The organism is Paenibacillus sp. FSL R5-0766 (assembly GCF_037971845.1).
GTDB lineage: Bacteria > Bacillota > Bacilli > Paenibacillales > Paenibacillaceae > Paenibacillus.
Map to the genome: position 1 here is coordinate 6,249,675 of NZ_CP150227.1, position 20,762 is coordinate 6,270,436.

General features: G+C 44.5%; 20 protein-coding genes. 1 reads left to right on the plus strand and 19 read right to left on the minus strand.

Annotated features, from left to right (window positions below):
* Window positions 1-470: 470 nt before the first annotated feature.
* The 17 genes from raiA to MKY66_RS27160 all read right to left on the minus strand — a co-directional run bounded on the left by raiA (window position 471) and on the right by MKY66_RS27160 (window position 17,726).
* The gene (raiA, locus tag MKY66_RS27080) at window positions 471-1,034 is read right to left on the minus strand and encodes a ribosome-associated translation inhibitor RaiA (RefSeq protein WP_076209829.1); all 564 of its coding nucleotides are present in this window, start codon (window positions 1,032-1,034) and stop codon (window positions 471-473) included.
* Between the two features lie 421 nt (window positions 1,035-1,455).
* Complete coding sequence (locus MKY66_RS27085; protein WP_024631599.1) at window positions 1,456-1,653, minus strand: cold shock domain-containing protein; 198 nt, start codon at window positions 1,651-1,653, stop codon at window positions 1,456-1,458.
* Window positions 1,654-2,191: 538 nt separating this feature from the next.
* Window positions 2,192-2,497 carry a flagellar protein FliT gene (locus MKY66_RS27090; RefSeq protein WP_339806416.1) on the minus strand — a complete coding sequence of 102 codons (306 nt, stop codon included), beginning with the start codon at window positions 2,495-2,497 and terminating at the stop codon, window positions 2,192-2,194.
* A 22-nt stretch (window positions 2,498-2,519) separates the two neighbouring features.
* On the minus strand, window positions 2,520-2,912 hold the full coding sequence (fliS, locus tag MKY66_RS27095) for a flagellar export chaperone FliS (RefSeq protein ID WP_036612461.1): 393 nt from the start codon (window positions 2,910-2,912) through the stop codon (window positions 2,520-2,522).
* A 29-nt stretch (window positions 2,913-2,941) separates the two neighbouring features.
* Window positions 2,942-4,516: a flagellar filament capping protein FliD gene (gene fliD, locus MKY66_RS27100; protein WP_076209827.1), complete on the minus strand. Its 1,575-nt coding sequence runs from the start codon at window positions 4,514-4,516 to the stop codon at window positions 2,942-2,944.
* 17 nt (window positions 4,517-4,533) lie between these two features.
* Complete coding sequence (locus MKY66_RS27105) at window positions 4,534-4,923, minus strand: flagellar protein FlaG (RefSeq protein ID WP_076209826.1); 390 nt, start codon at window positions 4,921-4,923, stop codon at window positions 4,534-4,536.
* A gap of 130 nt (window positions 4,924-5,053) precedes the next feature.
* Window positions 5,054-6,682 (minus strand): flagellin, encoded by a 1,629-nt coding sequence (locus MKY66_RS27110; protein ID WP_076209825.1) that lies wholly within the window; start codon window positions 6,680-6,682, stop codon window positions 5,054-5,056.
* A 144-nt stretch (window positions 6,683-6,826) separates the two neighbouring features.
* A complete protein-coding gene (gene csrA, locus MKY66_RS27115) occupies window positions 6,827-7,072 on the minus strand; it encodes a carbon storage regulator CsrA (protein WP_036612471.1) in 246 nt (81 codons plus the stop codon).
* Window positions 7,073-7,501: a flagellar assembly protein FliW gene (gene fliW, locus MKY66_RS27120; protein WP_143760289.1), complete on the minus strand. Its 429-nt coding sequence runs from the start codon at window positions 7,499-7,501 to the stop codon at window positions 7,073-7,075.
* Window positions 7,502-7,606: 105 nt separating this feature from the next.
* The gene (locus tag MKY66_RS27125; protein WP_076209824.1) at window positions 7,607-8,176 is read right to left on the minus strand and encodes a DUF6470 family protein; all 570 of its coding nucleotides are present in this window, start codon (window positions 8,174-8,176) and stop codon (window positions 7,607-7,609) included.
* A 17-nt stretch (window positions 8,177-8,193) separates the two neighbouring features.
* Window positions 8,194-9,114, minus strand: coding sequence for a flagellar hook-associated protein FlgL (flgL, locus tag MKY66_RS27130; protein ID WP_076209823.1), 921 nt, complete (start codon window positions 9,112-9,114; stop codon window positions 8,194-8,196).
* 19 nt (window positions 9,115-9,133) lie between these two features.
* Window positions 9,134-10,687, minus strand: a complete 1,554-nt coding sequence (flgK, locus tag MKY66_RS27135; protein WP_076209822.1) for a flagellar hook-associated protein FlgK — start codon at window positions 10,685-10,687, stop codon at window positions 9,134-9,136.
* Window positions 10,688-10,706: 19 nt separating this feature from the next.
* The gene (locus tag MKY66_RS27140) at window positions 10,707-11,210 is read right to left on the minus strand and encodes a flagellar protein FlgN (protein WP_076209821.1); all 504 of its coding nucleotides are present in this window, start codon (window positions 11,208-11,210) and stop codon (window positions 10,707-10,709) included.
* 11 nt (window positions 11,211-11,221) lie between these two features.
* A complete protein-coding gene (flgM, locus tag MKY66_RS27145; protein ID WP_053779526.1) occupies window positions 11,222-11,506 on the minus strand; it encodes a flagellar biosynthesis anti-sigma factor FlgM in 285 nt (94 codons plus the stop codon).
* Window positions 11,507-11,679: 173 nt separating this feature from the next.
* The gene (locus MKY66_RS27150) at window positions 11,680-12,087 is read right to left on the minus strand and encodes a TIGR03826 family flagellar region protein (RefSeq protein ID WP_076209820.1); all 408 of its coding nucleotides are present in this window, start codon (window positions 12,085-12,087) and stop codon (window positions 11,680-11,682) included.
* A gap of 149 nt (window positions 12,088-12,236) precedes the next feature.
* Complete coding sequence (locus tag MKY66_RS27155; protein WP_339806419.1) at window positions 12,237-16,688, minus strand: fibronectin type III domain-containing protein; 4,452 nt, start codon at window positions 16,686-16,688, stop codon at window positions 12,237-12,239.
* A gap of 375 nt (window positions 16,689-17,063) precedes the next feature.
* On the minus strand, window positions 17,064-17,726 hold the full coding sequence (locus MKY66_RS27160) for a ComF family protein (RefSeq protein WP_339806421.1): 663 nt from the start codon (window positions 17,724-17,726) through the stop codon (window positions 17,064-17,066).
* Here MKY66_RS27160 and MKY66_RS27165 point away from each other — a divergent pair, their 5' ends adjacent.
* Complete coding sequence (locus MKY66_RS27165) at window positions 17,727-17,963, plus strand: hypothetical protein (protein ID WP_339806423.1); 237 nt, start codon at window positions 17,727-17,729, stop codon at window positions 17,961-17,963.
* A gap of 63 nt (window positions 17,964-18,026) precedes the next feature.
* Here the strand turns inward: MKY66_RS27165 and MKY66_RS27170 are convergent, their stop codons facing one another.
* A complete protein-coding gene (locus MKY66_RS27170; protein ID WP_305956049.1) occupies window positions 18,027-19,280 on the minus strand; it encodes a helicase-related protein in 1,254 nt (417 codons plus the stop codon).
* Window positions 19,281-20,371: 1,091 nt separating this feature from the next.
* The gene (locus MKY66_RS27175) at window positions 20,372-20,749 is read right to left on the minus strand and encodes a hypothetical protein (RefSeq protein WP_036612497.1); all 378 of its coding nucleotides are present in this window, start codon (window positions 20,747-20,749) and stop codon (window positions 20,372-20,374) included.
* Window positions 20,750-20,762 lie beyond the last annotated feature (13 nt).

Genomic DNA, 20,762 nt, shown 5'->3' on the forward strand with positions numbered 1-20,762 from the left:
TGTAAGGGCCGCCGCAACACGCCACGGCACACTTCTTTGAACTTCTGAGACATATCAAATGGAGTTTAAGTGCAAAAAATCATAGTCGTTAGCGGAAGCGTCCGATTGTCATGTTTCGTTTTGCAGCATAGACAGCACTGTTAACGAATTTTAATGGTAAATTTGGATGGAAATCTCAATATCCAGTTCTCGAATGTAGGCGTACGAATATTTTCGTAAGCATCGGAATCTGGCAGTAAACTTTTACAGTTTGTGCTTCTTCTTACTATCTATTAGACGCAGCAGCATAGGGAATAGTTTCACCATTTTATTCCCAAAGGTGATTTCCCAGCTCCTCTACGCACAAAAGAGCCCCATCCCCTAAGGGATGGAAGCTCTTGTTAAGTCTAACCCAGGAAACTACAGTCCCTGTCTTCATTATTATTAGATATTCATACGCAAATCCGATCCGATGATCCTGTACGTTAAGATTAACCTTGTTCTATCAATCCGTACTTACCATCGTTCCGTTTGTAAACTACGCTAACTTCTTCACTGTCAATGTTGGAGAATACGAAGAAATTGTGACCAACCATGTTCATTTGGAGGATGGCCTCTTCCACGTCCATTGGTTTCAACATAAAGCGTTTCGTCCGTACAACTTCAAAATCATCGTCATCCGTGTCCGCATCCAGTTCAGCTGTAGCTACAGTACCTGATGGATCTTCAACGAAGAGTGTTTTCAGGCTACCTTCCTGGCGGAACTTACGGTTAATTTTTGTTTTGTGTTTGCGGATCTGACGTTCCAGCTTGTCCACCACGGAGTCAATGGATGCGTACATATCATCGCTCTCATCCTCAGCGCGGAGCACAATGCCTTTCAATGGGATCGTCACCTCTACCGTATGCAAACCTCTCGTCGTGCTCAATGTAACAGCACCGTCAGAGTTAAGGGGTGCATCGAAATACTTCTCGAGTCTACTCAACTTTTTGTCGACATAATCCTTCAAAGCATCAGTAACCTCGATTTGTTGACCTCGAATACTTAAATTCATAGGGCACTCCTCCTTTTTCCTTTGCCACTTCATTATAACACGAATGTAAGCGCCATGTAAAAACTCCCGGTGACCGAATAATGACATCTGTTCAAGTCACATCTGCCAACGTAGGCATAACGCCATATTTCGCGATATTTCATCATATTCAGCCATAATCGAATATTTAATTGGTACGAATTATTAGGCGCTTGATGATGTATTTAACCGTTTTTGGACCAGCTCAATCTAATATGTAAAATGAACTTCAATCTATCTCTTGAATCTATTAAATTCAATAGAATAATGTTCCTCGGATGATCCTCAAATCTCGAATCTATTAGGACAAAAAAAGACCCCGGAAAGTACCGGAGTCTGATGCTAGCGATAATTCAATTTGGTAACCATCTAACCATATATGTAGGTCGGATTGTCCGGATGATTATAATTTGATTACGTTAGCTGCTTGCGGTCCACGCGCGCCTTCGACGATGTCGAATTCTACGGATTGACCTTCTTCCAAAGTTTTGAATCCTTCGGATTGAATTGCGGAGAAATGTACGAATACGTCGCCGCCGTCTTCAGTCTCAATGAAACCGTAACCTTTTTCTGCGTTGAACCATTTTACTTTACCTTGCATGCACTAACATTCCCTTCGTCATCAAATGAAGTGAAGCTTTCGGCCTTAACCTCTGCCCACAATTCAGATAATACCATCCAAAGTTATCCATTGTCAATTGGAAAAGTAAATGTTTTCTTGGAATTTTTTGTAGATTAATTGGGGATTGTGTTGAAAGGTGGGATATCTTGAATATATCAGGTAATTGGCGGGTTGGTAAGTCTATTTTTGATGTATTAATCAAAGAGGATTGGATGAGAGTCTACTGTTCCTATAACCAGTGAATGACAAAATTTATGAGTGTTAAATATTTTATAAAATTACTATTATATCTATTTATTACAAATGGGTATGATCAATAAAATATCACTCTTTACTAAAGAGAAGAAGATCGATAAAGTATTCAACTGTCTAATTAAGTGTAATAACGCATATTTATATGAGCAACAATTAAATAATTGTTAAAAATTTCTAATTTTATAGAAAACATGAGCGCTTGCCGATTACGTTTAAAATAAAACAGAGCAAATCTTAGGAGATCTGCTCTGTTCTTTATATATCATTTTCTTCTATCCATTAGCATACTATCAGGTGCATAGGCAGTCTCATATACATTTCGCTGCATTTTTGCTTGATTACGCTTATGCAGCCAATCTTGAGCCTCAACCCGAAGTGTGTTCATACGATCAAGTAAAGTTTTATCATAGGCCAAAATCCGATGAATTTCCCCTTTTTGTTTCACATCCAGAGGGCAATTCTCACTCTCTTTAATTATAGTATCAACAAGATGTTGTCGATCTTCTATGAAGGTTTCCAGTTCCTCATAGGAGGTCTCCTCAATTCGTTCAATAACTTCCTGAGTCATAGTAGATAAGCGTTCAATAAGATTATCCATGAGCACTTTCAGTCTGCGTAGAGGCTAGTTTAGAGGCTTGCATCCAAGTTTCACGCAAGTCAGTCAAATAACCAATGGCTTCTTCTGCTTTTTCTGGACTTTTACGAATATTGGCTTCAATTAGAAGATAATTCGTATACTCATACAGAGCAAATAAGTTTTTGGATACATCATATGACTGGTCCAATGTGGACATAAGTTCGCTAATAATAGTCTGAGCTTTACCGAGATTAAGATTTGCTTTCTCAATATCCTGATTATTCAGGCCCTCAAGTCCAACTTTTACAAATCGGATTGCTCCATCGTAAAGCATAATAACCAATTGAGCTGGCGTTGAAGTCTGAACGGAAGATTGACGATATTTTTCATAAGGAGATTTAATCAATTAGGTCACCCTCTATTATAAAATTTCTCTTAGCTGGTGGTAGAGAATAGACTGGACGACTGTGAACTGAGTTTGTTCATTGCTGTTTCCATCGCAGTGAACTGTTTATAATAACGAGTCTCTGTATTTTCTAGAATTGTGAGCATATTAGTAATTCGATTATTGTACTCTTTGAGTTTCCTACCCATAGCACTTTCTTCTTTGTAACTGACTGTGAGATCAGCTGAGAATTTACTGGTTCCGACACGTGTAACGAGACTATCCAACGAACCTGATATTTTGTCTGCCAACTTGTCAAAAATACCATTATTCGCCTCACTGCCTGTGCCCTGGAACAGATCAACTGCTTTTTGAGGATTCTCAGTCAAAGCTTTTTTCAAGACGACTTCATCCAGAACAATTTTGCCTCCTGAGTTGTAGGACCCCATTGTAATCCCCATCTCAGACAAAGCCACGACTTGACCCGATATAATGCCTCTCATATTAGAAAGCGCTGATCTTAAAATGTCATCATTTTTCAATAGACCACTCTTAGCTTTGTCAGTCCAGTTGGTAATATCCGTATCTTTCATTGCCGTCTTTTGTTCGTCAGTCAACGGTTTGAAGTCACGATATTTATTTTCGTCTAACTTGGTATTCAACAACGTTATTAACGAGTTATAGTCCTCTACAAAGCTCTTAATGGTTTGTAAAGCAGTTTCAGTATCACTCGATGTCGTAATGCTAACAGGTATGTCCTTAGACGGGTCCGCCGGATCTGCTGTTGTCTTCTGAAGAGTTAACTGCACACCGTTAATGGTAACAGTATTGCTCTTGTCCGTATAATCTCTGCCGTTAACACTGAATTTTGCGTCTACAGCATTTGTTGTTTTATATTTCTCAGGACCATCTGTTCCTGAATCATATTTTTGATTAAAGAGGTCAAGCAAACTATTATCATCTGTTGCTACAAGATCTGCCTTACCATCTGTCCCACTCGTTTTAGAGTTGATAATCAGTTTCCCACTTATCTCATCATACTTGGCAGTAACGTTAGCTTTGGCATTACCATTAATCGTAGCAACCATCGTAGCGATGGACGTAGATCCGGTGAACAATGACTTACCGTTACTATCTACAAAGCTCACGCCGTTTATAGAGAATTTAAACTCTTCGGCGTTAAGGGCAGTTCGATCAGCATCTGTGAGTGTAGCTGGATCTATGTTTTCTTTCATAATCTGTAAATCAGCTAGCGTCTTAGTGCTGGCTACTGGTACATCAAGCCCGAAGGTTTCAACTGTCTTCTTGGTTGCTAATTGCGTAATACTGACTTTCATATCGATTCCGTTGGCAGTAGCTGAAGCTTCTGCTTTAAGGGCATCTGAATTCCCACTCACTACAGCTTTTTGTGTATTTAATGCTGCACTCTTACCATACTTGTCAATTAATTTATTTGTACGAAAGTCTACGAGCTTGCTATTAATTTCTCTATAGCTATCCCGTTTCCATTCAAGAACTTGCTTTTCCTGATTTAGTTTATCCAGGGGAATTCGTTTCGCAACCATCATACTTTTAACCATGCTATCCACGTCCATACCGGAGAAGCCGTTAATACGTGTAACCATTCAATCCCTCCTATAAATTATATTTTCTCGTCTACCAATATACCTGCAATCTCCATCATCTTGGCAACCAAGTCCAGCGTTTTTTCTGGTGGAATCTCACGGATAAGCTCTCCCGTATCTTTATTCATCACTTTCACCATAATATCATGGGTCTTCTCATGTACACTGATTTCCAAAGTTGTTTCAGGGCCCTGCAATGATTGCACCGCACGTTCAATTGTTTTAATCAGTTGTTCGTCCGCAACTGAAATTTTGGCACCTTGGCTTTCTTTGTTGCTTAGGTCTTTATAACTTTTAATAGCTGACGCTGAAGATATTGAATCACTTGCACTTTGAACAGGAGCTACTTCTGGTCGGGGCTGTCCGTTAACTGCGCCGGATGCAGAGAAGGAAAACTGTACATTCATGTGCTCTATCCTCCAAGAACGCTTGATTTATTATATATATCGGTCAGTGCTCTTCGTTATTTTAGGGAATTCCTAGCAAAACAAAAAAAAGCCCCGGAATAATCCGGAGCTTTCGGTATTGAAGTGAATCTTAACGAAGCAATTGCAGAACGCCTTGTGGTTGTTGGTTCGCTTGAGCCAACATCGCTTGTGCAGCTTGTGCAAGGATGTTGTTCTTCGTTTGTTCCATCATTTCTTTAGCCATGTCTACGTCACGTACACGGGACTCAGCTGCAGTCAGGTTCTCGGAAGATGTGTTCAAGTTGTTGATTGTGTGTTCCAGACGGTTCTGAACCGCACCCAATTTAGCGCGCTCGCTGGAAACGGAGCTGATTGCTTTATCCAAAGAAGTAATTGCGTTGGAAGCGCCAGCTGTAGTAGAGATGTCTACACCAGCTACACCCAGAGCAGCGGAACGCATGTCATTCACACCGAAAGTGATGCTTTGACCTTTGTTTGCACCGATTTGGAATGTAACGCCGCCGTTGCCAGAAGCATCCGTTTGAGCCTGGGAGAGACCCAGATCTTTCACAGTTGATTGACCAGCCAAATCCTGCAAGTTAATTGGACCGCTCTCACTTACGATTTCAAAACGACCATCGGACAGAGCATTTACTTTAACATCTTTGATAAAACCGAAATCTCCGTCTTTAGTTGCTCCAGCTGCAGTATTAGCAGCCGCAATAGCTGTGTTAATATCCGTTTGCAATTGTGTTGCTGCTGCAGCCATTGTGGTTGTGTTATCAATAGCACCCGTCAATGTTGCTTGAAGTTTAGTATCTCCAATTTGGAAGTTGAATTGGTCACCTGATGCAACATCTGTTCCGTTATAAGTACTAGCACCGGTTGCACCGGTTGCACCTGCTGCTGCCAAGAACTTACCAGCGATCGATGCGGTTGCACTTGCAGTTTTGATTTCCGAGGCAGTTCCTTTAGATCCACTTTCAAGAACCAAAGTATCTGCACTTACATAGCCAGAAATATGTGCTACATTTGCTCCTGATTTATCAATAGCTTCATTGATTTTGCTAACAATCAGGTCAGCTGCAGCTTTCATACCAGTGTCAGTTGCACCAGTTCCAGTTCCAGCTGTAATAATGTTTTGTTCTTCAGTGGAAAGGTTCTGCCAATCTACAGTGATTTCAGTACCATCAATTTTAATTTTTTCACTTACAAAATCTCCTGTAGCAACCAATGCTGCAGAGTTCATTGCTGCTGTACCTGTTAATGAGGCAGCTGTTTGTTTCCCAACAGTAGTTCCTGTAGTAGAATCCAAACCTACAGAAGCACCAGAAGTTTTCAAAGCACCGTTCAGCAATTTCTTCGTATTGAACTCAGTAGTATCACCGATACGGTCGATTTCTGATTTCAATTGTGTTACTTCGCTTTGCAATGCTTTACGATCTTCTTCAGTGTTCGTACCGTTAGCGGATTGAACGGAAAGTTCACGTACACGTTGCAGGATGGAGTGAGTTTCGCTCAATGCGCCCTCAGCTGTTTGGATCAAAGAGATACCATCTTGAGCATTTTTGGAAGCCATATCCAAACCGCGGATTTGACCGCGCATTTTTTCGGAGATTGCCAAGCCTGCAGCATCGTCACCAGCACGGTTGATACGAAGACCGGAAGACAATTTCTCGATGTTTTTGCTAGTTGCAGCAGAGTTAGTGGACAGTTGGCGGTGAGTGTTCAACGCCGTAATATTATGGTTGATAATCATTTGATATTTCCTCCCTGAAGATAAATTAGTTCCACATCCTTGTGGTAAACGCCGCGACATTAAGGTCGGCCGCCCTGCCGAAGCAGCGTCTAAATTATATATCGACGGAAGGTGATCAACTGTTTATAGCAAATTGGAATATTTTTAATCTTTTTTGATATCTGTATTTCGTAGACGTTCCATAAAGGCTTCAATATTGGCTGCTAGCGGGGTTGCAGACTCCCGATTGGCCTCTTGAATGGATGCATATATTTCCTGTCTGAATATATCAATATGCTTGGGTGCGGAGATTCCAATACGTACTGTATCTCCCTCAACAGCGAGTACAGTCACCTCAATCTGATCCTGAATGATAATAGACTCGCCTTTTTTACGTGATAATACCAGCATTTACACTCCACCTTTCACTGATTTGGCATCGTCTTCTGCCCAGATCAGATGACGTGTATCGTAAGAAGACTGATGGAGCACGACTTGCTTACCTAAATGTTGTTCGGGATTAAGAACTACGGGTGCAAGCAGATTCATTGTTGATTTATTCGCCTGTGAATGAATCGTGACCATAGAGTATACAGACACTTGCTCCACAATCTCCAATTCTTCCTTATCTACCTCTCCCAATTCAAAACTATAATCCGGTACAAAAGTAAATGGGCTTACCAAGAGGAATGCTAGTCCCGGCTCCCTTGTAGATTGCAAGTAACTGAAAGGGGTATCTTCCCAAGGAACCAATGCAAACTCGGTTTCCTCTTCAAATCCGGGCAAACCTTTAGGAAATTGATATACATCTTCCGTTTTGACCTCTAATGATCCCCACATGCTTGTCTGAATATGAATAATAAACGCCTCCCTGGCGAAAGTTTTATGCAAAAAGAGCCATAGATGTCTAAGATCAAGACCGTCTATAGCTCTACTTTATAGTAACTAGAATCCGATATCTATGGCAGGTGGTGTGTACTGAATCGATGCATACTGCTTCACATAGATATCAAGCTTGCCACGATTATACTCAATCTCCGGTCTATTCACAATGACATTCATTTCCGAGACAGCTGGAGTGAAGTTGATATCCGGTGCCTGAGTATAAACACGAGTCTCCACGTTCCCAGAAGAAGCGGGTGTCCGCGTTTCTGGGAATGGCCTTGCCTGCCAGTCTGAGCCAATAATATTCGCAATGGTATTCCCAGGCTTATGAATTGCAGCCAATTCATTGCCCTGCTGAACTCGTTCAGCCATATTTTGCAAAAATATCTGTTGAATGCCTGAATATATCCGTGCATTCATATCGATCATGTTGCCGCCCGTGTAAGCAGAGAATGCCCTGCTCTGATCTACACTCAGTCTCATCGGATGACTCTCCACCGTTAGCTTGGCAGGTCTTGTGTTCAACTGTACCTCAGCTTTGGGTTGACGCATGGAGAACTGTCCTGGATCAGCATCAATACTTAATAAAGTCGGCGTTGTCCTAATCTGAAGGACGGGAAGAGTACTCAAAAGTTAACTCCTCCTTTTTATCTTAAGAAGTCCACCAATGATGGAGAGATAATTTTGGCACCTGCAGACAAAGAAGCGTTATAGATGTTTTCCTGAATCTTGGATTGCATCGCCAGTTCCGCATAATCTGCATCCTCGACTTTGGATTGCAGATCTGTCAGGTTAATGCCGAGATCATCCAAACGTCCCATCATCAGATCAACCCGGTTCGTTTTGGCACCAATCTCAGAACGGATCGCAAGCATCTTGTCCGTACGGCTATCAATATTGTCCAACTGATTGGATAGCTCTTTTTGATTTCCTTCTGTGAGAGCTTTCATGATGTTGTTCACGATGTTGAACAAGTTATCTTCTTCCGTTTCTGTGCCAAACACTTCATTACCACTCACGTTAATAGGCAATTGAACACTTTCGCCTACGATGAAGTTAATCTTCCCTTTATCTGTCACAACAGAAGTAGCATTCGTTGTATCTAAAGTACCGTCTGGATTAGCCGGGAAATCATAAGGTTTAACATCATATGTCTCGCCATTAAAAATATATTTTCCGTTAAGTTTACTGTTTGAGATATCAATCAGCTGCTCTTTCAACTGTTTGACCTCTTCATTGATACTGTCCAGCGCTGACTGCGGATTCGTTCCTGTCGAAGCTTGTACCGTTAACTCGCGCAGGCGCTGTATGGCGTTACCCGCCTGATTCATAACCGTATCATTAAACTCAAGCCATGATATAGCACTATCTACGTTTTTCTGATATTGATCGTTCGATGAAAGTTCTGCACGATAACGAAGGGAGTAAGTGATACCTACCGGATCGTCCGAAGGTTTGTTGATCTTGCGACCTGTTGCCAGTTGGGTCTGGGTGTTGTTCATCTGCTGTGCATTCCGGTTTAAGTTCAAAAGCAGTTGTGAACTGAGCATGTTATTCGTTATTCTCATGGTCTGTCACTCCTTTCTATTATCTGCCTACTGTCCCAGTGGAGTTAATCAACTTATCAAGTAATTCATCATATGTGGTCATAAATCGAGCAGATGCATTATATGCATGCTGGAACTTGATCATATTGGACATCTCTTCATCCAAAGATACGCCACTTACGGATTGACGACGGGTGTCCACCTGCTCAACCAGGAACTCCGAGTTGGATGTCTGACGTGCAGCTTCCTGAGATTGTACCCCCAGTTGTCCCACAATGGCACTGAATTGTGCACCGATCGTTGCATTACGTAAACCATCCGCTGATTTCATCGGTGTATCTTTCAGATTCGCAAGTAAAATGGCAAGTGTATTGTTACCTTTGATTACAGTCTCTGTACCAGAAGCATCCGATGTACGGAGCGAAGTCGCAATCTTATTCGGATCAGCCAGGATCTCTGCGTTCAATGAAATATTGCCAGCTGTAATGGCTGTTCCACCACCCGCTGCTGTAAAGAATGGGACTCCTCCAGAATTAGTTCCATCCATGCTGTATCCAAGCTGATGTAGTCCGTTCAGACCTTTGACCGTAACCTTGAGATCTGTAGCTAGTGTCCGTGCTGCACCCGTGTATGTAACACCATCCAGGATAGTATTATCCGGCAAGACAGAACCCGCAGGAAGAGTAATCTCAATATCACCGTTGGCAAGCGTATTAGCTAAGTCATCCATTTGTTTACGGTAATCACTTACCAATGTATCTCTGGACTTGATCATGCCATGAACTTCACCATTGGTGAGTGTGCCCGCAGTATATGCATCATTCAGAAAAGCAGGATCTACCGCCACTTGTACTGCACCGCCTGTAACGAGTGCCTGTCCATTCATCTGGATCTGGTATCCTTGTTGAGAATCAGTGACCGTAATATTCATGATTTTGGACAGCTTATCGGTCATCAGATCACGTTGGTCACGCAAATCGTTGGCATTGTCGCCAAGAGACTCAATTTTCACGATGGCACTATTGAGGTTTGCAATGTTACCAAGGTAACCTTGAATCTCATTACTTTTCACAGCGATATTACTGTCCAAATCCTGACTGAGCGCATCCAATTGGCGGCTAATCTGATTCATTGCATCCGTAAGAGCAAGTGTGGTTTCCTTGACAATCCGGCGTGCCGTAACATCCTCAGGGTTTTTACTCAGATCTGACCATGATTTGTAGAAGTTATCCATAACAGTCCGAAATCCGGTGTCTGAAGGCTCGTTGACAATAGCTTCAAGTTTCTCAAGCGTGTCTCGTTGAATGGACCAACTCCCGAAGTTGGTGTTTTCATTACGATATTGGTCATCCAGAAATTTCTCGCGCACACGGGTAATGGAGTCGAACTCCACCCCTGTACCGAGCTGTCCTGGTGTTGTGCTATGCAGAAATGCAAATGGCTCCATTGGAATGGATGCCTGCATGTTTACCTTTTGGCGTGAGTACCCTTCCGTGTTGGCATTGGCTACGTTATGGCCTGTTGTGCTAAGAGCTGTCGTCTGTGTGAACAAACTGCGTTTAGCCGTTTCGATTGAATGAAATGTAGATGTCACCTGGTTTCCCCCTAATTAATCAGGCACGCGTGTCAAACAGACCGATTCGCCCTGGATTGCCGTTCTTATCAGCAGGATGCTGATATGTGGCATCCTGTTCTGGCCGAGAAGCAAAGATGTCCATTGAGAGATCAATAAACATCAACGATTGCTCGATCAACTTTTGATTCAGTTGATTGATTTCCTTTAACTCCTGCAGTGTTCCCGCCAGCTTCTTCTGGACTTCAAGCAATCGCAGTTTGTCAGCCGGATCAAAAATCAGCTTCGAGATCTCCGTAATGTTCAGGTTCAGCATGGACTTGATCCCACGCTCCTGAAGCAATTCGTGAACTGCGCTCTGCCGTTCAATCTCCAATGGCTCCTGTTGTTTCATGAAACGGGATTCTTTATTCAGAATGGCAATGAGTTCATCCACATCGTTTTTGACAATGACCTGTCTCTTGACCTCGCTGAGTCCCAGCATATCACGGTGACTTTGTTCCATTTGCTGCAAAACTGCAATTAATCTATCCAGTGCTGCCATTACGTGATCACCTATTCCTTATCAAAAGACTTAAAATACGGTAGCAATTTGTCAGCAAGCTTGCTACTATCTACCTGATACGTTCCCGAACTGACCTGTTCTTTGAGTTCCTGTATCCGCTGAATGCGTCCTGCATCCTGTGTACGCCCTTGTTCCTCAAGCATCTTCATCGCCTCCGGAGAAATGGATACCTCGTCCTTACGGCGGCTCTTCTTGGCATCAGCTTGCTGATTGGATTCAACGTTCCTTTGATATGAATTGATGGCGCCAATTCTACTCGGTTCATTGATTTTCATATGAACTACACTTCCTTCCACGTTAGAATTTTACATTGATATACGTTTTTCTTACTTTATCTTTATGTTATCGAAATGATTAGGATAATAAAAAAAACCGATAATCTTTAATAAGTTTATCGGTACGTTTCAAAACATTTGTTATAGCAAGATCTGTATTTAAGACCTCGTTCCTATGAATCGCGTAGTTTGTCGACAGCATTGTAGGTTCGTCCGCCTATATTGCCGTTATCCTTCTGACCTACATCACGAGCTGCACTAGCTAAGTCTTTCGTCAAGCGATGACGACAAGAGTCACACATATGACCTTCACGAATCAATGTTCCGCATACTTCACAAGGATACATCATATTCGGGGCATTTTCGATGGAAATCCGTCCCTCACGGATGAACTTGGTAATGGTTTTGATCGAAACATCTGTTGCATCAGATAGTTCCTGAATATTGGTGCCTTTGTTTTCGCGCAAATAATCTACACAGATCTGATATTCCTGTTCCATTTCTTTAATACAATTCGAGCATACATCTCGAAAATTCAACGCATATAATTTACCACAGCGAGGACAATTACCCAGATTCATCGCTAAAACGCCCCTCTCAAACTTCCATTTCCGAATAGATAATAACTATACATTACCTTATTTTCTCTGATGAAGCCATAGTCTATTTACAAAACAAAAGAGGGGAACAGGATGCATATATACGCAAGCCTGTTTCCCATTATACAACACTAATTCAATGTTCTAATACTTAGTACAGAAGACCATATGCTTGTGTTCTGATCGTTGAATGCCCGAATACGATATTTATGCAAACTGGACGGTAACAGATCAGAATGAATAAACGTTACATCACTTACAGTTGCCACGATTTGTCCATCCGCTTCAATTTCGTAAGTCGAAGCTCCCACAACCGGGTCCCACGTCAGAATAACGTTTGTTCTGTCCGAAGTTCCCTTCAGCACAGTTGTAGTTAATTGAGTCATTCCCGTTATGAGCTCACTCCAAGCTCCCGCACCAGAAGTATTTTTGGCACGAATTCGGAAGGTATGCTCTGTATTTGGTGTAAGCCCGCTCTTCGTATAAGCAACTCCACTCACAGCAACCACTGTACCATCAATCTCCAGATCATACCCAGTAGCTCCAGTTACAGCACTCCATCTCAGCGCGATAGCCGCTGTGGTTGCAGAGTTAATACTTAAGCCTGAGACACTCGCAGGTAACGTAGTTTGGGACAATACTGCTGTCCATGCACTCATATTAGTGTCGTTCAGGGCACGAATACGATATTTATGAATGGTGCCACCAAGCACTCCATTGTGTACATACATGAGATCACTCACAGTAGCAACTACTATACCATCTGCCTCAATCTCATATTTTGTTGCACCAGCAACTTCATTCCATGTCAGCGTAACTGCCGTTTCTTCAGGTACAGCTTTCGGCGTTGTTGGTACATTTAATTGGGTCGAGGCGGTTACGATCTTACTCCAGCTACCAATGCCGGCAGCATTTTTGGCACGAATGCGGAAGCTATGATCTGTATTTGCCAGAAGACCACTTTTCGTATAAGCAGCTCCACTCGCAGAAATTACAACACCGTCAATTTCCAAATCGTAAGCAGTAGCGCCTGTAACAGGGCTCCATTTCATTGAGATCGCAACAGGTGTAGCGTTATTTAGCATAAAACCGTTAACTGCAGCAGGGATGGTACTTTGCGTCAGCACTGTTGTCCATGCACTTGTGTTTTCACCTTTTAAAGCGCGAATTCTATACTTGTGTGCTGTTCCGGGCAATAAACCATCGTGTGTATATACTGGCTCACTTACTATGCCAACAATTGTACCATCGACCTCAACTTCATACGCGGTCATATCTTCTACATCCGACCATGATAGATTAATTGTTGTTTCTTCCGATGTTGCCTTTAATACAGGTGTATTCAAAAGAGTCATACCACTGATTAGATCGCTCCAAGCACCTACTCCTGCGGCGTTCTTTGAACGAATACGGAAGGTGTGCTCAGTATTCGCAGCAAGACCACTCTTCGTATAGGACACTCCCGTTACTGGAACAACGGTACCATCAATTTCTAAGTCATACCCCGTTGCCCCGGTTACTGCTGTCCATTTTAGAGTGATGCCCACATTCGTAACAGAACTAATATTAAGTCCCGCAACTGAAGCAGGTATCGTACTTTGCGACAGTACAGCAGTCCAAGCACTCGTATTGTTATCCGTTAGAGCACGTATACGATACTTGTGCGCTGTTCCTGGTATCAACTCGATATGTGAATATGCCGGATCACTAACTGCGGCAATCACTGTACCGTCGGCTTCAATTTCATAAGTAGTAGCGTCTACAACCGCTGCCCAAGTTAAATTAATTGCAGTTTCTTCTGATGCTGCTTTTAATACGGGTGTATTCAGTAGTGTTGTTCCGCTAATCAGATCACTCCAGGCACCTACGCCTGCCGCATTCTTCGAACGAATACGGAAAGTATGGTCTGTGTTGGTTGCAAGACCGCTCTTCGTATAGGCCACTCCCGTTACTGCGACAACGGTACCGTCGATTTCCAGGTCATACCCGGTTGCTCCAGTTACTCCTGTCCATTTCAAGGCAATGGCCGCGTTCGTCGCAGAGCTAATATTCAACCCTGTAACCGAAGCAGGTATTGTACTTTGCGTCAACATCGTTGTCCATGCACTCGTATTGATATCCGTAAGAGCACGGATTCGATACTTATGCGCAGTCCCTGGTAACAGATCAACATGTTCATACGCTGGATCACTAATTGTTGCAATTACTGCACCATCGGCTTCAATTTCATAAGTAGTAGCGTCTGCAACAGCTGCCCAAGTTAGATTAATTGCCGTTTCTTCTGATGTTGCTTTTAATACGGGTGTATTCAGCAGTGTTGTTCCGCTAATCAGATCGCTCCAAGCACCTACGCCTGCGGCGTTCTTCGAACGGATACGGAAGGTATGATCTGTATTTGCTGCAAGACCACTCTTCGTATAGGCCACTCCCGTTACTGGGACAACGGTGCCGTCGATTTCCAGGTCATACCCCGTCGCTCCAGTTACTGCTGTCCATTTCAAGGCAATCGCCACGTTCGTCGCAGAGCTAATATTCAACCCTGTAACCGAAGCAGGTATCGTGCTTTGCGTCAACATTGTTGTCCATGCACTTGCATTGTTATCTGTCAAAGCCCGAACTCGGTACTTATGTGCCGTTCCTGGCAACAGATCGCTGTGTACAAATGTTAGTTCGCTGGATGTTGTCATAACCGTACCATCGGCTTCAATCTCGTATGTAGTCGCATCTGGTACATCTGCCCAAGTCAGATTGATACTTGTTTCTGCTGAAGCTGCCTTTAATACAGGTGTATTCAACAGTGTCGTTGTACTGAGAGGATCACTCCAATCACCCACGCCTGCCGCATTTTTCGAACGAATACGGAAGGTGTGTTCTGTATTTGCTGCAAGGCTACTCTTTGTGTAGGCTACGCCAGTAACAGGTACAACTGCACCGTCAATCTCCAGATCATACCCTGTCGCCCCTGTCACTGCTGTCCATTTCAGACCAATAGCTGCATTAGTGACAGAATTTATAGTGAGATTCGAAACAGTACCAGGGAGTGTACTTTGGGACAAAACTGCAGTCCATGCACTTGTATTGGTATCATTCAAAGCTCGTACACGATACTTATGAAGTGTTCCTGGTGATAGATCCGTGTGTGTATAAGCAGGATCTACAACAATTCCTACGTTAACTGCATCAGCTTCCACCTCATAAGAGGTAGCCCCCTCAATTGCAGGCCATGCCACAATCATCTCTTCCTGCGAAGAAATGGCTTTAAGAACAGGTGTACTTAAAAGTGTCGACACCGTTAGCGTATCAGTCCACTTCCCTAAGCCGCCTGCATTTTTAGATCTCAATCGAAATGTGTGCTCTGTATTGGGTGTAAGACCCGTCTTGCTGTATGTTGTACCAGAGACCGGAACGACGACCCCATCAACCTCCAGGTCATATCCACTAGAACCTTTAATCGCAGTCCAACTTAAAGAGATTTTATTGAATGTATTTTCTGTAATCTTCAAACCACTGGCTGAGTCTGGCACAACAAGTTGCGTAGCCGTTCTACTCCAGTTGCTCTCATTGTCTGAAGATACTGCTTTTAATGCATAGGTATGACTGGAATTGGCCTCCAAACCAACGTGTTCGTAATTCGTTACATTACCTAGATCAATCGGGGCTTCACCATCAATCTGAAGTTGATAACCATCGGCTTGATTAATTGCAGCCCACTCTATTATATTTTTCCCTTGCTCAGAGCTCGTGGAGATCACAGGTTCGTTAAGCAGTGTTTTGATAGTAAAGACACTACTCCATTCACTTTTTCCTATCGAATTTATAGCACGTATTTTGTAAGAGTAAATTTTGTTAGGAATAAGTACAGCATCATCGAAGCTGGTACCATAATAAGGCCCCATTAAAGTACCATCACGCTCAATTTCATATTGTACAGCTTCCTGTGCATGATCCCAACGAATATGAGTCGTGTTTTCACTGGAGTTCCCCGTTATATTCGAAGGCACAGAGGGTACGTTATTAATTAGTAACGGGTTTACCTCCTGTTTGGTAAAAGAAGCGGGTTCAGCTTTACGTGTATAATACGGATTAAGTTCAGAGTAAAAATCTACAACTTCTCCCGTATCTGCATTTACAACCAAACTCAACTGTCTGACATCATAATCATATACATCAATCGGCGTCAGTTGACCTAGCACATTATAGTGTGTGATCTCCCATTGTCCGACTTGGTTATAAGGTTGTCTGTACGTCATCTCAGTAGCAATTTCACGCACTTTGCTCAGATCAATTAAAAAAGCATTATCGATCTGTCCGGCATATTTGGATGTATACGATCCAAAACTTATGTTGGTAATATCACTTGTGAAACCCAGGATAGACTGCATTCTGGTGAACGAATATCCTGTTGATGAAATCTCATATGATCTCACCCAACCCAGCTTAACTGATTTTTGATTCACCTGTAATTGGCCGTTGTTGTTGGTCAACACATATTGGTAATCATTACTTGATGAGACTATCCCGCTTCCTACTGCTGCATGTGCCCGATTCCCCCCGTACACGCCAAACTGTCCGAATACCAGCATGAATACTAGTAGACGGACAGTCCATAAGTAAAATCCATTTTTTCTTTTTCCTGCGACCACTTTTGTTCTCCCCTTCAAAAAATATGTTGTGCCACTCCTTATGCTGTCACCTGTGGTGAACGGCAAAACTATCTATTCTGCACGGGAAAACCAATCCCTCTTTTTTACATGTAAAAATTTTCTTATAACGCTTTCTTCATGATTTCTTCAAACAACTATACTTCAAACGGTATAAATGGAGTGGAGACATGCATTAACATACCAATGATTAATAAAGGAACATATTTTCCTGTCTACTATTAATTATACAGTATAGATCACCCACCTAAAGTGGCTGAAGAATGCTGCACGTCATTTATTACTTGGATTTACTGTCTAGGATCTTGCCAGTGTCAGCGTGTAAACGTTGACCGGCATCTCCATGTGGAAGCCAGCATTTAGAATAACCCGCCCACAAGCGTCTAAGGTGCTACCTGTTGTGTATATATCATCAACCAGCAGTAACTGTATGGGTTTGGCATGCGATATGCCCTTTCGTGTTGGCAGATGAGATCCCCTGTATAGCTCTTCAATTAACTTCATGCCGTCCGGGTTGATGGAAAAAGCGTTCTTCATCGTTTCAATACGCTCACCGCGTGATTTGAAGCTTTGTTTGGTGGTGTTGATCTGGCGTTGCAACAGATCAACGATAGGTAGGCGGCAGGCGGTGGCGAGCCCAGCAGCCAGCCGCTCCGCCTGATTGAAGCCACGCTCGGCCAGACGCTCGCTGCTCACCGGGACATAGGTGACCGCGTCAGGCCGCCATTGTGGCTTCGTTTGTTGAGCATGTGTGGCGGAATGAGCCACGGGGGCTGGGGGTTCTTTTGCCAAAGCAGAATTCTGTTCATCACTCATCGCTTGAAAGGCTTGAATCAACAAAGCGGTTAAGAGCGGTGCGTAGCGTTCATGGCCTCTGAATTTGTACATGCCAATCCATTCTTTCATAAGAGGGTTGTATTGTACGGCGCTGCGGTTGGCGATAAAAGAACGGTTTTGCATGTGTGGACGAGCACAGTCTGGGCATCCGACACCCCGACCACAACGCAGACATCGGATGGAACGGATCCATGGAAGCTGCTTCACACAATGTGGGCATATACCCGGATAGAGCGAGGAAAGGACCGCCCGAGTGCCACATGTCAGACAAATCGCTCCCGGTGGGGCGAGAAGATGATGGAGGCGGTGGGTAAGGTGCTGCGCGTGATCGGCGATATTACTGAGCCAGTTGAACATTAGGATGCAAACCTCCAGTCTTGGGAATGTAATGTGAAATGTGGAACCGAACTTAGCAGATGACAATTATGTTTGAGATGGCGGTTGCAGGTAGCCTTTGCGACGAGCAATGGTATTCATTTTCCGAATCTGGGCAACGGCCTTCACCTGAGAACGTGTCCGACGAGATGATGCAAAAACCACTCTACCCGCCGGGTCATCCATGGAACGCCCTGCTCTACCCGCCATCTGAACCAGTGAAGCTTCATCAAAGAGACCATTGTCTGCATCCAATATAAAGACATCGCTACGCGGAATGGTTACGCCACGCTCCAGAATCGTTGTCGTTACGAGCAAACGAATGGTACGTTCACGAAAGGCTATAACTTTGCTAGCGCGATCGGGGTCCTGAGATGAAGTTCCTTCGATATGGATTCCGGGAAAGGTACGACGCATTAGATTCACAAACGCCTCAATCTGGGCAATGCGTGTCACAAAGACAAATACCTGTGCGTCACGCTTCAATGAAATTTGGATGCTAGTCCTCAAGGCAGAAGGAAGATTTCGTTTCTTAATACATTCAGCAACGGTAACCATTTTGATCAATCTTGGCACGGGCAAAGGATGACGGTGGAAACGTACTGGAACTTTGGCATGATTGAGTTTCCCCCGTGCTGCTTCCCTCTGGAGCCGAGCAGGCGGTGTAGCAGACAGATAGACGAAATTCCCCTCCGGTTTACAGGAGGATGCCGCCGCGTGAGCGAGCATGGGATCGTTGTGGTACGGGTAAGCATCCAGTTCGTCGATAATGACGAGATCAAATCCCTGATAAAAACGCATCAGTTGGTGTGTGGTCGCAAGCGTGAGCTGAGCGTCTTTCCAGCGTTCGTCACTGCCTCCGTAAAGGGTAGCGAGCGAGGTGTCCGGAAAAGCTTTGGCCAGACGCGGAGCCAGTTCCAGCACCACATCCCTGCGCGGTGTAGCGACCAAAGCCCGTCCGCCACGATCCAATGTATGTTGGAGCAGGGGGAATATCATTTCCGTCTTGCCGGCCCCGGTCACGGCCCACAGCAAGAACCGCCCCGGCCCATCCCCTGCGGGCGGCCGGGCCAAAAACGCAAGCGCCGCGGCTGCTGCCGCGCTCTGCGCTGCGCTAAGCCCCCACCGGGCGAGCCCGCCGCCGGTGGGGGCCAAAGCCGTGCCACGCGGTGCTTCGCCGCGTCGTGGCACCGCCCCTTGCGCTGCACTGCGTAGCAGCAGCGCACAAGCACGGCTGCGCCCCAGCGCGAGGCAAGCCTCGCAGTAGGCGCACGCCGCCAGGCCGCAGGCAGCGCAGGGCACGCGCTGCCTGGCTTCGCTGCCACAACGGTGGCAGCGGGACGCGCTCCGCGCGCGTCCAAGCCACGCGTGCCGACGGCGCGTGGCAGGCCCTTCGAGGGCGGCTGTGATACTCAGCCGCCCGTGCAAGCGCGCGAGCTGTGCAGCCGCGCGCCAATCCTTTGGCGGCTGGGCGGTATCCGCCAGCAACGCCTCCGCCTCGGCCGCCAGTAATTGGCGGCCGCTGATCCGCTCAGCCAGCAGGGCCGCGTCCCGCTCCAGCTGAGCCCAATGCCCGGCGGGATACGGCTCGGGCATCCCGCCTACCAAAGCACCACGCACAGCGGCACTCCCCGGTTTGCCCGCTGTAGCTTTCCTAGCCTCAACTTCCCCCGAGGCCAGTTCATACACATCCAGCCTCCGTGCAAAATAGCTCTGCCATTCGCGCTGGCCCCACTGATCCATACCTCGCTCCATCTCAAAATGTTCAACCAACCAGGATCCCTGACTTAACGGCAACGCCTTGTCTAACAGCAGCCAGCGCAGCACATGTCGCCCACTTCCTCCCTCTAGCCACCAAGCCACATCCACTCGAACATTGAGGGACAAGATCATACTCCACCCTTCCTCTACACGGCATACATATAAGGCAACTTTCATTTACTCTCCTCCCCCATGGTACTGTCTCCTGAACGCAAAAAAGCACATGCCAACCCGGCAGTTCGCCGGAGCATGTGCTTCATGTCCATATTCCATCTTCTTATGATTAATCTACTTATCACTATACCAATTGAACCTTTACATCACAACATTAGTTACACAACATGAGTCCATCATACAATTCTGCTAATAACCAGAATCTTTCTTTAAAATTGCGAAACTTTTTCCAATCTGAATCGTCTATACTTTTAAATTAAGAGTTCTGACTTCGAAAAGTTTATTTTAGTGTTCAAGAACTCCTCATACCCAGACAATAACCATAGATTGCATAAAAACCCATTTTTAATTTAAAAGCAGACTTGGCTACAATTACAAAAAAAGACTACAGCTTCTGCTGTAATCTTTTCACTGTAGATCTGCGAAATGTTAATCCCATTTCCCGTTCACATGCTGATTTATTGCTCTGATTCACGCAAATCAATCAGGCGAAACGTGTGATCGGTCTGTGCTACCCGTTCAATATCAGCAGGGACAGCAGGCAGATAAGATGTCTCCATGCCTTGCCTTTGCATAAGCTTTTCAATAATCGTAATCGTTTCCGCTTCTGTACGATCAGCAACAACGGTTAATCTGAAGCTCTTACCACGGTATAACAATTCCCGGCAAAGTTCTCTTACAATGCCTTCGATCCGCCCTGCCTGATTGGAAGGGATGAGCAGAATCTGCTCGAAACCTTCAGATTCCGGACGGGAAAGATGGCGCTGGTGCATGGCATGAACGGCCATTGCCGCCAGGAAGTATATGAGCAGAATCATAGTCAGATGAGCAACCATGGCAACTGCACCT

Excerpts from the sequence above, each read along its gene's own strand:
- MKY66_RS27155 (WP_339806419.1), bottom strand. The coding sequence starts at position 16,688 with ATGCTGGTATTCGGACAGTTTGGCGTGTACGGGGGGAATCGGGCACAT.
- raiA (WP_076209829.1), bottom strand. The coding sequence starts at position 1,034 with ATGAATTTAAGTATTCGAGGTCAACAAATCGAGGTTACTGATGCTTTG.
- fliW (WP_143760289.1), bottom strand. The coding sequence starts at position 7,501 with ATGTGGGGATCATTAGAGGTCAAAACGGAAGATGTATATCAATTTCCT.
- MKY66_RS27110 (WP_076209825.1), bottom strand. The coding sequence starts at position 6,682 with ATGATTATCAACCATAATATTACGGCGTTGAACACTCACCGCCAACTG.
- MKY66_RS27085 (WP_024631599.1), bottom strand. The coding sequence starts at position 1,653 with ATGCAAGGTAAAGTAAAATGGTTCAACGCAGAAAAAGGTTACGGTTTC.
- flgM (WP_053779526.1), bottom strand. The coding sequence starts at position 11,506 with ATGAAAATCAATGAACCGAGTAGAATTGGCGCCATCAATTCATATCAA.
- MKY66_RS27140 (WP_076209821.1), bottom strand. The coding sequence starts at position 11,210 with ATGGCAGCACTGGATAGATTAATTGCAGTTTTGCAGCAAATGGAACAA.
- MKY66_RS27150 (WP_076209820.1), bottom strand. The coding sequence starts at position 12,087 with ATGAATCTGGGTAATTGTCCTCGCTGTGGTAAATTATATGCGTTGAAT.
- flgL (WP_076209823.1), bottom strand. The coding sequence starts at position 9,114 with ATGAGAATAACGAATAACATGCTCAGTTCACAACTGCTTTTGAACTTA.
- csrA (WP_036612471.1), bottom strand. The coding sequence starts at position 7,072 with ATGCTGGTATTATCACGTAAAAAAGGCGAGTCTATTATCATTCAGGAT.
- MKY66_RS27105 (WP_076209826.1), bottom strand. The coding sequence starts at position 4,923 with ATGAATGTACAGTTTTCCTTCTCTGCATCCGGCGCAGTTAACGGACAG.
- fliD (WP_076209827.1), bottom strand. The coding sequence starts at position 4,516 with ATGGTTACACGTATTAACGGCTTCTCCGGTATGGACGTGGATAGCATG.
- MKY66_RS27160 (WP_339806421.1), bottom strand. The coding sequence starts at position 17,726 with ATGCAAAACCGTTCTTTTATCGCCAACCGCAGCGCCGTACAATACAAC.
- MKY66_RS27090 (WP_339806416.1), bottom strand. The coding sequence starts at position 2,497 with ATGACTCAGGAAGTTATTGAACGAATTGAGGAGACCTCCTATGAGGAA.
- MKY66_RS27175 (WP_036612497.1), bottom strand. The coding sequence starts at position 20,749 with ATGGTTGCTCATCTGACTATGATTCTGCTCATATACTTCCTGGCGGCA.